Source organism: Mesorhizobium sp. Cs1321R2N1 (assembly GCF_037179725.1).
Taxonomy (GTDB): domain Bacteria; phylum Pseudomonadota; class Alphaproteobacteria; order Rhizobiales; family Rhizobiaceae; genus Mesorhizobium; species Mesorhizobium salmacidum.
Genome location: NZ_JAPYKP010000170.1, coordinates 1 through 11,407, shown reverse-complemented (window position 1 = coordinate 11,407; position 11,407 = coordinate 1). Strand labels below are relative to the sequence as shown.

The 11,407-nt window shown below is 63.9% G+C and carries 9 protein-coding genes and 1 pseudogene; 4 read left to right on the top strand and 6 right to left on the bottom strand.

Annotated features, from left to right (window positions below; all coding sequences use genetic code 11):
• The 3 genes from O7A61_RS28235 to O7A61_RS28225 form a co-directional block, all read right to left on the bottom strand.
• On the bottom strand, nucleotides 1-431 hold a 431-nt coding region (locus O7A61_RS28235; RefSeq protein WP_337132566.1), incomplete at its 3' end, for a DUF1223 domain-containing protein.
• 277 nt (nucleotides 432-708) lie between these two features.
• Nucleotides 709-1,080: an endonuclease domain-containing protein gene (locus O7A61_RS28230; protein WP_337132565.1), complete on the bottom strand. Its 372-nt coding sequence runs from the start codon at nucleotides 1,078-1,080 to the stop codon at nucleotides 709-711.
• Between the two features lie 301 nt (nucleotides 1,081-1,381).
• The gene (locus O7A61_RS28225; protein WP_337132564.1) at nucleotides 1,382-2,458 is read right to left on the bottom strand and encodes a TadE/TadG family type IV pilus assembly protein; all 1,077 of its coding nucleotides are present in this window, start codon (nucleotides 2,456-2,458) and stop codon (nucleotides 1,382-1,384) included.
• A 208-nt stretch (nucleotides 2,459-2,666) separates the two neighbouring features.
• Here O7A61_RS28225 and lepA point away from each other — a divergent pair, with 208 nt between their 5' ends.
• Nucleotides 2,667-4,472 (top strand): translation elongation factor 4, encoded by a 1,806-nt coding sequence (gene lepA, locus O7A61_RS28220; protein ID WP_337132563.1) that lies wholly within the window; start codon nucleotides 2,667-2,669, stop codon nucleotides 4,470-4,472.
• A 433-nt stretch (nucleotides 4,473-4,905) separates the two neighbouring features.
• Nucleotides 4,906-5,418 (top strand): hypothetical protein, encoded by a 513-nt coding sequence (locus O7A61_RS28215; RefSeq protein WP_337132562.1) that lies wholly within the window; start codon nucleotides 4,906-4,908, stop codon nucleotides 5,416-5,418.
• A gap of 1,211 nt (nucleotides 5,419-6,629) precedes the next feature.
• Here the strand turns inward: O7A61_RS28215 and O7A61_RS28210 are convergent.
• The 3 genes from O7A61_RS28210 to O7A61_RS28200 all read right to left on the bottom strand — a co-directional run bounded on the left by O7A61_RS28210 (nucleotide 6,630) and on the right by O7A61_RS28200 (nucleotide 10,123).
• Nucleotides 6,630-8,270, bottom strand: a complete 1,641-nt coding sequence (locus O7A61_RS28210) for an ABC transporter substrate-binding protein (protein WP_337132561.1) — start codon at nucleotides 8,268-8,270, stop codon at nucleotides 6,630-6,632.
• 480 nt (nucleotides 8,271-8,750) lie between these two features.
• Nucleotides 8,751-9,248, bottom strand: a complete 498-nt coding sequence (secB, locus tag O7A61_RS28205; RefSeq protein WP_027145705.1) for a protein-export chaperone SecB — start codon at nucleotides 9,246-9,248, stop codon at nucleotides 8,751-8,753.
• Between the two features lie 377 nt (nucleotides 9,249-9,625).
• A complete protein-coding gene (locus O7A61_RS28200) occupies nucleotides 9,626-10,123 on the bottom strand; it encodes an FxsA family protein (protein ID WP_337132560.1) in 498 nt (165 codons plus the stop codon).
• A 201-nt stretch (nucleotides 10,124-10,324) separates the two neighbouring features.
• Here O7A61_RS28200 and O7A61_RS28195 point away from each other — a divergent pair, with 201 nt between their 5' ends.
• The gene (locus O7A61_RS28195; RefSeq protein WP_140715808.1) at nucleotides 10,325-11,032 is read left to right on the top strand and encodes a Tim44/TimA family putative adaptor protein; all 708 of its coding nucleotides are present in this window, start codon (nucleotides 10,325-10,327) and stop codon (nucleotides 11,030-11,032) included.
• A 21-nt stretch (nucleotides 11,033-11,053) separates the two neighbouring features.
• Nucleotides 11,054-11,407 (top strand): annotated as a pseudogene (locus tag O7A61_RS28190) (murein transglycosylase A); the annotation flags it as partial.

Sequence of the window (11,407 nt, the reverse complement as noted above, 5' to 3'; positions counted from 1 at the left end):
TTGCCGCCCTCGAGCGACAGCGACGGACCGCCGGTCTTGGCCGTCGCGGCGATCAGATGTTCGATCTGGCCCGGCGCGGCGCCGACGACGTCGGCATGGCCGTTGACCACCACTTGCGGCGTGAACGGTCCGTCATGGCCGAGCGGGCGCTCGTAGGAAACCTGGCGCTGGGTGAACTCCTGCTTTCCGAACGTGTCCTTCCAGCCGAGATAATCCCAATAGGTGACGTTGAACGACAGCGCCAGCACGCCGGGCCGGTCCTTGACCTTGATGAGGTTGGCATTGGCCGGCGGGCAGGACGAGCAGCCCTGGCTGGTGAACAGCTCGACCACGGTGAGCGGCTGGGCGACTGCCGCGCCGAGCGCGGCGGCGAGCGCCAGCGCGGCGAAGCCGGACAGTGCGAGGAACCTGCTTGATATGACTGGCGACATCGGCTTGCTCCGTGGGGACGGCGCCACGATGCGCCCGTCATGTCCCCACTTCGCCGCCACCACGAGCTTCGTTACAACGCTCACCGCTTTGTGATTGAAGAGCGCCGACGCCTCTTCCCTTCTCCCCTTGTGGGAGAAGGTGGATCGGCGCGCAGCGCCGAGACGGTTGAGGGGTGCGTGACGGATCGCCGTCCTTGCCAAGCTGGAGCACCCCTCATCCGGCCGCTTCGCGGCCACCTTCTCCCACAAGGGGAGAAGGGAAGAAGCGTCGGCGCCGCTACCGCCAGGGCTGCAGACTGGTATCCCGCACATAGGCGAGGATCGTGTCGCAGACGGCGTTCATGTCTCTCAGGACGTCGTCATTCCAGAAGCGCAGGATGCGAAAGCCCCTCGCCTTCAGGTCGGCGTCACGGCTCCGGTCCGAATCCGAATCCGCATGCTGGCTGCCGTCTATCTCGATGATCAGGCTGGCTTCGATGCAAACGAAATCCGCGATGTATTTTCCAAATGGCGCTTGGCGCCGGAATTTTATCCCGTCGAGCCTGCGGTCGCGCAATTCTTGCCAGAGCCTGTCTTCAGCCTCCGTCATGGCACGGCGAAGCGAACGAGCAAAATTGCGTTTGGCGGGGAGGACGGGTTGATGCGGCATGACGTGAGGTTAGCCGAACGCCGCGGTCCGTCTACAGCCCCGGTGGCAAAAGGCACGCATTTCCTTTTCCCCTTGTGGGGCCCGAAGGGCGGGCGAGGCGCGTCTTCCTTCCCCCCCTTTGGGGAAGGTGGATCGGCGCGTCAGCGCCGAGACGGATGAGGGGTGTTCCAGCGGAGTGAGACGTTGGCGTTCCCTGGAACACCCCTCATCCGACCTCGCTTCGCGAGGCCACCGCCCTGGGCGAGTCACTGGCCTCGCCCGCCCTTCGGGCCCCACAGGGGAGAAGGAAGACGCGTCTACATCACTGCGTCAGCGCCGTGTCCGAGGGCCGCTTATTGAAGTCGCATTTGCCGGTGACGTTGTAGAAGAAGTCGGCGTTGCCGACAGGCGCCGGAACCGGGTTGCCGCCGTCTTCCCAGGCCTGATAGGCTGTCGAGCCGCAAGGCACGAGGCCGAAGATATCGACGACCTGGCCGGTCGCGGTCTCATTATAGGTGACAGTGCCGGTCTGCGGATCCTTGACCCCGCTGTAGAGGCGGTTCGAGGTGAGCGGATCATTCGTCTTGAGGTCTTGCGGGTTCCCCGATGGCACATGCATCTGCAGACTGAGGCCACCCATTTGGCTGACATCGATGGACGCGCCGGTGGGGGACGACATTGTGTCGACACAGTAATATCTCGTCAGAAACTTGTCGGTCTGGATCACCGCACCGGCGGGCGGGTTGGAGCCGGCGAGCTTGCAGACCTGCGTCTGGGCCACCGTGGCGACGGTCTTGCCGGTTGAATCAGTCGTAAGGATGCTGGTGGTGGTGGTGCCATAGCCCTTCGGGTCCCCAGTACTGCCATAGACGTAAGCGATCGTCATCAGCGGCTTGGGCACCGTCGCACCGAATTGCGTACCGTAGAGCGTCATCGTCTTGTTCCAGTAACCCGACACCCCGGTGACCTTGAAGTCCGCCTTGACCAGCGCCGGCGGCTTGCTGACAGCCGAGGCCACGGCGATCGGTACGGTGTCAATCCTGGCGATGGTCATGAAGTCGGTCGGCATGGCGAAACTTGCCGTGGCCCGCGCGGTGGTGGCGGTGGTGGCGGTGCCACCCACGAAGTTGGTCAGTGTCGCGGTGCCTTGTCCGCCGTTGGCGACGAAGGAATCCTGCAGCATCGTCTGGCGCTGCGAAAGTGTCGCCGTGGTGTCCATGGTGGTGATCGTCAGGATCGCGGCATCCAGCGCCTGCTGCTGGTTGGACTTGGTCTGGACCGCGCTGGTATAGTCGACCGAGAAGCCGACGGCCGCGATCAGCGGCATCAGCATCACCAGGAAGAGCGGCATCATCGACCCGCTGCGGGAGCGGGCAAAGCCGCGCAAAATCCTGAACATTTCCAACCCCCAACAGACATTAGCGTTCGTGCATTTACCACACAGGCGGCAAACCAAGGTCTAATGTGACCGATCAAAGTTTACGCATTCGTCGCCCGCGGGCCGGTTTTCCCGGTTTTTCGGCCGATGTCACCGCTTTGTGACCCGCAAGGCAGCCCTTGCGCCGCAAGCCTTGCCGCCGATTGCCGCCCCTGCTAAAGCGCGCGGCATGAGCACGCCCCTCGACCACATCCGCAATTTTTCCATCGTCGCCCATATCGACCATGGCAAATCCACGCTTGCCGACCGCCTGATCCAGTCCACCGGCGGGCTGGAGCTGCGCGACATGAAGGAGCAGGTGCTGGACTCGATGGACATCGAGCGCGAGCGCGGCATCACCATCAAGGCGCAGACGGTGCGGCTGAAATACCGCGCCAACAATGGCGAGGACTATATCCTCAACCTCATCGACACGCCCGGCCATGTCGACTTCGCCTATGAAGTGTCGCGGTCGCTCGCCGCCTGCGAGGGCTCGCTGCTGGTCGTCGACGCCTCCCAGGGCGTCGAGGCGCAGACGCTGGCCAATGTCTACCAGGCGATCGACAACAATCACGAGATCGTCGTGGTGCTGAACAAGGTCGACCTGCCGGCCGCCGAGCCCGAGCGCATCCGCGAGCAGGTCGAGGAGGTGATCGGCATCGACGCCTCGGGCGCCGTGCTGATCTCGGCCAAGACAGGCCTCGGCATTCCCAACGTGCTCGAAGCCATCGTCCACCAATTGCCGCCGCCGCGCGAGGGCGATGCCACGGCCCCCCTGAAAGCGATGCTGGTCGACAGCTGGTACGACGCCTATCTCGGCGTCATCGTGCTGGTGCGCATCATCGACGGTGTGCTGAAGAAGGGCCAGACCATCCGCATGATGGGCACCGGCGCGAAATACCTGGTCGAGCGCACCGGCGTGTTCACGCCCGCCCGCATCAATGTCGAGGAGCTCGGCCCCGGCGAGTTCGGCTTCTTCACCGGCTCGATCAAGGAAGTGGCCGACACCCGCGTCGGCGACACCATCACCGAGGACAAGCGCCAGACCGCGCATGCCCTGCCCGGCTTCAAGCCGGCACAGCCGGTGGTGTTCTGCGGCCTGTTCCCGGTCGACGCCGCCGATTTCGAGGATCTGCGCGCCGCCGTCGGCAAACTGCGCCTCAACGACGCTTCTTTCTCTTATGAGATGGAAACCAGTGCGGCGCTCGGCTTCGGTTATCGCTGCGGCTTCCTTGGCCTGTTGCATCTCGAAATCATCCAGGAGCGGCTGGAGCGCGAGTTCAACCTCGACCTGATCGCCACCGCACCGAGCGTCGTCTACCGGCTGCTGCTCAATGACGGCTCGGTCAAGGAACTGCACAACCCGGCCGACATGCCCGACGTGGTGAAAATCTCCGCGATTGAGGAGCCATGGATCCGCGCCACCATATTGACGCCCGACGACTATCTCGGCGGCATATTGAAACTCTGCCAGGACCGGCGCGGCATCCAGGCCGACCTCTCCTATGTCGGCAAACGCGCCATGCTGACCTACGACCTGCCGCTCAACGAAGTCGTCTTCGATTTCTACGACCGGCTGAAGTCGATCTCAAAAGGCTACGCCTCCTTCGACTATCACCTGACCGACTACCGCGAGGGCGACCTAGTGAAGATGTCGATCCTGGTCAATGAGGAGCCGGTCGACGCGCTATCGATGCTGGTGCACCGCACGGCGGCCGAAAAGCGCGGCCGGCAGATGTGCGAGAAGCTGAAGGAGCTGATCCCGCACCATCTCTTCAAGATCCCGATCCAGGCCGCCATCGGCGGCAAGGTCATCGCCCGCGAAACCATCTCGGCCTTGCGTAAGGACGTGACGGCGAAATGCTACGGCGGCGACGTGAGCCGCAAGCGCAAGCTCTTGGACAAGCAGAAAGAGGGCAAGAAGCGGATGCGCCAGTTCGGCAAGGTGGATATCCCGCAGGAGGCGTTTATCCAGGCGCTGAAGATGGGGGATTGAAGGGGCGGTTGGCGCGCATGACGCGCCAAGACATCGATCCGGTGGATCGATGGCAGGCTTCGAAAGCGGGGGAGTTGCCGGAGGCAGCGGGCCCCCCGCCAGCGCGGCGCTGACGCTGCGCGGTGGGGATTGTCCGCTATCTGAGAGGCGATATTCGGGCTCAGCATCGGAGTAGTAATCTACATGTTGCCTCATGCTGCTGCCGCGGCGACCTGAAACCTCCCGCCTTGTGCATCTTCCGCCCTCGTGGAATCCGCGACAGCAAATTCAGCAATGCTTTCTAGGTAATCGCACCGTTTGTCGGCGTGGCCCGTTACCATCGTGCAAGCGGTCTGGGACCATTCCCATCACGCCGCCGGGCGGGCTAGGGCTAAGGGCACCCTTTGAGAACGTCCTTTACCGGCGTATCCTTCTCCTAACTTGGGGGCATCAAATGCGCACAACTCCGGACACCACCGCCTCCCTCGGTCTCGCCATCGGCGGCATCTTCGGCCTTGCTGGCACCTTCGTGGCGAGCGATGCGTTGCGCGAGACGCTGTGGGCGATCGATGGCGTGGCGCTGGTGGTGGCGGCCGCACTTCTCACGATGAAATATCAGCGGCTGGGCAATGATTGCGTTGCCGCGGGCTTCCTGACCTTCCTTGCGGGCGAGAGCCTGCTTTTGGCCGGCAATGCCGCGGGTCTGCAGGCCAGCGTGCCTTCCTATGTCGGCGGCATCTCGCTTTGGGCGGCGGCGCTGATCATGGTCAGCGTGCCGAACACTTTCGCGCTGTGGATGCGGCTGACCGCGCTCGTCGCCGCCGTGCTGTTCCTGGTGTCGGTGGGCATGGTGCTGTGGGGCGCGCCCTTGCTGCCGACCTCGGCGCCACTGCCGGCGGCCGGCTATCCCTTCCTGGTGGCGACCTTCGCCGGCTGGATCTGGACGCTGGTGAGGCCGGCACGGTGAGGGCGGAGGGGCGCGACGCCTCTTCCTTCCCCCCTTGTGGGGGAAGGCGGATCGGCGCGTCAGCGCCGAGACGGATGAGGGGTGCTGCACAGAGTGAGAGCGTGATGTTTTCGTGCCGATTTGGTGCGGTCTTTGATGGTGCCGCCAAGCTGGAACACCCCTCATCCGTCTTGCCGTTTTGCGGCAATCCACCTTCTCCCACAAGGGGAGAAGGAAAGGCCAGCGCCCCTGCCGGCGGCAGGCTATCCCTTCCTGGTGCTGACCTTCGCCGGCTGGATCTGGACGCTGCTGAGGCCGGCACGGTGAGCGGGGTCGAGCGCGGCGGCGCCTCTTCCTTCCCCCCTTGTGGGGGAAGGTGGATCGGCGCGTCAGCGCCGAGACGGATGAGGGGTGCGTACAGAGTGGGGCGGTGACGTATGTCGCGCCGATTTCGTGCGATCTTTGATGATGCCGCCAAGCTGGAACACCCCTCATCCGTCTTGCCGCTTTGCGGCAATCCACCTTCCCCCACAAGGGGGGAAGGAAAGGCCAGCGCCACTGCCGGCATGAAAAAGATCTATGCGAAGCCGACGCTGAGCAAGCGCGAGAAGCTTTCGGCCGTGACGGCTGTCACGTGTCCAGTGTCGGTCTGCCCACACTAGAAACGTTCGCCGTTTCCCGAGAGCCTGTTGCCGCCGGTCGCGCGATAATCCCGGATTGGTACGAATTCATACCGACTGCCCGGCTCGGTTGATCGCCCGGCATAGGCCCGGTACATAAATCGGGCGGCGGACCTTCATCAGGTCGCTAGTGGCCGGCGCGGGGCTCAGGCAATTGTCTCACCGGCATGCGCGCCGGCCATCTTCCCCAAATGATATGAGTGTGGGCCAAAGGCGCTCCGCATCGTCCATGGGCCAACACCTCTCCACGTTTTTCCGCTTTGTCGTTTTCGGAAGACGACATGATGGCCGCGATACGCAGGCTGGCAGCGGGTGCGAAGGTGGGCGTAGAGGCGGGCGCAACGCCTCGTCCTTCCCCCCTCGTGGAAGAAGATGGATCGGCGCGCAGCGCCGAGACGAGTGCGGTACGGAATGAGGCGATGATGGTTTCGCGTCGCCTCGATGTGCTCGCAGTCAAACGCATGTTGCCAAGCTGGAACACCCCTCATCCGACCTCGCTTCGCGAGGCCACCTTCCCCCACAAGGGGGGAAGGAAGAGGCGCCGCATTCGCCTTAACTTTCGATCCAAACCTTCTCAAAATGCTGTTCCAGCGCCTGGTGCTGTTCGCAGCCTTCGATGCCTTTGCGGTAGGTGCGGTAGACCGAGCGCCAGTAGGGTTGGATGATGATGCCGGAATCGCGCAAATTCTGCTCGATCTTGGCCATGATTTCCTTGCGGGCCTTGGGGTCGGGCATGGCCAGCGCCTTGTCGAGCAGCTCGTCGAATTCCTTATTGGCATAGGCGCTTTCGTTCCAGGCAGCGCCGGATTTGTACGCCAGCGCCAGCACCTGGACGCCGAGCGGGCGGCCGAGCCATTCGGTGCAGGAATAGGGGAACTTGCTCCAGTCGTTCCAGAAGGTGGCGGCGGGCAGCACGGTGCGCTTGATCTTGAGGCCGGCCTCGCGGATCTGCGCGGCGATGGCGTCCCCCGTGTTCTTCTGCCATTCGATGTCGACCGAGATCAGCTCATATTCATGGTCCGCCTTGCCGGATTCGGCGAGCAGCTTCTTCGCCTGCTCCACATCGCGTTTGGCCGGGCCGATGTCGGCGTATTCGGGATGCATGGGGCCGACATGGTGGTTGTCGGCGGGTTTGCCGCGGCCATCGAGGCCGAGCATCAGCACGGCCGAATTGTCGACGGCGAGCTGGGCGGCGCGGCGCACCTTGACGTCGTCATAGGGCGGATTGCCGACATTGAAGCGGGCGACGATCGTGGACCCCGTGGCGATCTCGGAATTCTTCAGCCCCATCTTGTCGGTCTGCGAGACGGCATCGGAAGCGGTCTCGTGGTCGGTGTCGATCTCGCCGGATTCGAACGCCGACAGCATGGCGTTGGGGTCGGAGCCGTAGTCGATCCACTGGATGCCGTCGAGGTAAAACTCGCCCTTCCACCACGGCTTGTCCTTGCGCTTCACCTCCGTGCCCGTCTCTGCGTCCCATTTGACCAGCTCGCAGGGGCCCGTGGTGATCGCCAGAGCCTTCATCGGGTCGCCATCGCCATTATAGGAGCGGTGCATGATCAGCGCGGGATAGTCGGCCATGCCGGCGATCAGCGAGATGTCGGGTTTTGGCAAATTGAGCTTTATGGTGAAGTCGTCGACCTTCTCGATGCCGCCATCGACCACCTTCTTGGTGTCGGCATTGACCAGCGCGCCCATGCGCGCGGCGACCGAATTGCCGGCAACGCCGGCCTCGCACCAGCGGGTGAGGTTGTGGACGACGTCGTCGGCGTTGAAGGCGTCGCCATTCGACCAGGTGATGCCCTTGCGCACATGCAGCGTCAGCGTCCTGGCGTCGTCGCTCATCTCCCATTTTTCCAGCAGCCAGGGCTCGAACGAAAAATCGGTGTTCCAGCGCACCAGATATTCGTTGCAGTGGCGCGCGACGTTGGACATTTCGACGCCGTCGAAGGTGCGCGGGTCCTTGAAACCCTTGACGTTCATGGCGACGCGCAAGGTTCCGCCCTTCTTCGGTTCGGCGGCGCGGGCAGGCGTCGCGGCGATGCCCCCCAAGGCAAAGGCGCCGGCGGCGCTGACGCCGAGCCCGGCCATGAGCGCCAGATATTCGCGGCGGCTGATGCCGCCCGTCCTAAAATCGTCGGCGACGGGTTTGGCCCGCGGGTGAAGCTTGCGGTCGGTCAGCATGAATTTCATCGTCGTTCCCTCTTTTGTTGGTGCATGCCGCCCAAAGTGCCCGGCGGTCATGCACAGCCTCGCCGACGCGGGGGCGGCTGCGACCGCCGGGGCGCCATTGCCGGGAGGGAATGATAAAGCGGGGTAACGTGGCGAAATGTTCTGGAATCCGCAGGAGTTGTGCGGCGCTCCGCAGGGGGAGGGGAGCCGGACGGTTCAGAACTGGCCGACCGCCGAGTTCCTTCACACCCCCCTCTGTCCTGCCGGACATCTCCCCCGCAAGGGGGGAGATTGGCGGCTTCAGCGCTCGGCCGACTCTGAGACGTTGGAGATCGGCGAAGGCAAAACACGACATCCGATCTCCCCCCTTGCGGGGGAGATGGCCGGTAGGCCAGAGGGGGGTGCTGTCCCGCCAGCGTTGCCGAGGATGACAAAGGGGATAACGCCCACAAAAAACCCGGCGCGAGGCCGGGTTCTCAAGCGATCCTTTTCAGCCGAGCCTCAGCTCACCTTGGTCTGCGACGCGGCCTGGTCCTCGGCGATCTTCTGCTGGAACATCTGCGCGAAATCGATCGGGTCGAGCATCAGCGGCGGGAAGCCGCCATTGCGCGTCGCCTCGGCGATGATCTGGCGGGCGAAGGGGAACAAAAGACGCGGGCATTCGATGAACAGGATCGGCAGCATGTGCTCCTGCGGGAAGCCCGAAATGGCGAAGACGCCGCCATAGACCAGCTCGACATTGAACAGCACTTCCTGGTCGAAGGAGGCTTTGGCATTCAGCGTCAGGTTGACATCGAACTGCTTGTCGGAGAGCGGATTGGCGTTGACGTTCACGTTGATGGCGATGCCGGGCGCCTTGTCGCGGCCGCGCAACGAGTTCGGCGCGCCGGGGCTTTCGAAGGACAGGTCCTTGACATACTGGGCCAGGACGTTGAGCGAGGGCTGCGTCGCGTTGCCGTTGCCGTTGGCGCCGACCGGCGCGTCATCATTGCTGGCCATGAGCCGATATCCTTTTCCCCTGGGCAGTCTCGCTCACCGAATGATCGGGGCTGACCGAATTGAAATCGGGCGTTCGCTACCATGGCCGGCATGACAAGACAAGGTTTGCCGCCTTGCTTGTCGCGTCGTCATCCCCGGGCGAAGCAGGCGCGCAGCGGCGTCGCGGAGACCCTGGGATCCATGCCGCGACACCGGCCAAGGAATGCAGCGGCTCGAAGCAGCCGAATGGCCGACGCACAACTTGCCAGTGACTTCGCCGCGACGGACTTCGAGTTGAAGCAGAGCAAAATTCTGCACCGTCGCAGCGCGTCCATGTCACGGCATGGATCCTGGGGTCTACGCCGCGTCGCTCCGCCCCAGGATGACGAAGAGAAGCCTCAGTCGTCCTTCAGCCGCCGCCACGGCGAATTGTGGTCCGGGCCGCGCTTCAGGTCGTCCTCGCGCGAATAGTCGCCGTCTTCGAGGTCGATGACCTTGTCGCGCTGGCGGCGGAAGCCGCCGGTGGAGAAATCGGTGGCCACGACGATGCGGCCTTTCAGCCTGCTCCAGGCAAGGTCGCGCACCGGCGGCAGGAACAGGAGCAGGCCGATGATGTCGGTGATGAAGCCGGGGATGATCAAAAGGATCGCCGCGACCACGATCATGGCGCCATGGGCGAGCTGATGGCTGGGGTCGCGGCCGGCGGCCATCTCGGTGCGGATGCGGGTCATGACGCCGAAACCCTGGTGGCGCAGCAAAAGCACGCCGGCGAAGCTCGAGGCCAGCACCAGGCCGACCGTGGCCAGCGCGCCGACCTCACGGCCGACGACGACGAAACCGGCGATTTCCAGCAGCGGAAGCGCGAGGAGAAAGAAGGGAAGCAGCGAAATGCGCAAGTCTTTAACCGACCATTCGATTGTTTTGTCCCGCCGGCGACCAATCGCCGCTGGCACGGAGGCTGTTAGATAGGTATGCCTGCCTTTGATTTGAATGATTGCGCCTTGCGTTCTATATGCTTTGAATGGTGAACGCTATGCGACCGCGGCCTGTTGGCTGGGACGGTCCGGCCTAGAGGCAGGGATTGATTGGCGGAAAATATGGGCTTCTTCGACTTCGGCACGATTTTCTTCCTGATCGCGGCGGTGGTGATCTTCTTCCAGCTGCGCAACGTGCTGGGCCGTCGGACCGGTAGCGAGCGGCCGCCCTTCGATCCCTATACGGCGGCGCGCACCGACAAGGACGCCACGCAGAAGCCCGAAAACGTGGTTTCGCTGCCGCGCAAGCGGGCGCCCGGCGAGCCGGCGCCGGCAGACACCTATACGGCCATCGACGCCTTCGCCAAGCCCGACACCGATCTCAACAAGGGCCTGCGCGCGATCAAGGACAATGACCCGTCCTTCGACCCGAAGGGGTTCGTCGACGGCGCCAAGATGGCCTATGAGATGATCGTCATGGCCTATGCCGACGGCGACCGCAAAACGCTGAAGAACCTCCTGTCGCGAGAGGTTTATGACGGCTTCGTCGCGGCGATCGGTGAGCGCGAGGCCAAGTCGGAAAAAATCCAGTCCTCCTTCGTCGGCATCGACAAGGCCGATATCGTCTCGGCCGAGATGAAGGGCGGCGAGGCGCATGTGACGCTGCGCATCATCAGCGAGCTGATCTCGGCGACGCGCGACCAGGCCGGCACGGTCATCGACGGCGACCCCGAAACGGTGGCCGAGGTCAAGGATGTCTGGACCTTCGCCCGCGACACGCGCTCGCGCGATCCGAACTGGAAGCTCGTCGCCACCGAAGAAGAAGACTGAGTCCGGAACAGGCGGGCTCCGGTGTCGCTGTCGCCTCTCCTTGTTGAAAGGTCCTTCGGCGACCTGCCCGGCTGGGGTGACGACGACCATCTGCCGGCCTTCGAAGCCTTTGCCCGCTCCGCCTTCCATGTGCCGGTAAAACCCTATCGCAGCGGTGCGCTGGGTGTCGATTTCGGCGCCTTCGCCGAGGCCTATGCGCACGCGCGAGCAGCCCCGGCCGCCAACCGGCAGGAGGCCCGCGCCTTCTTCGAGCGCCATTTCGTGCCCATGCTGGTCCGGCCGGAGACCGGCGCCGGCCTCGTCACCGGCTTCTACGAGCCGCAAGTCGAGGCCTCGCCGGTGCGGAGCGAGCATTTTGCCGTGCCGCTGCTGTCG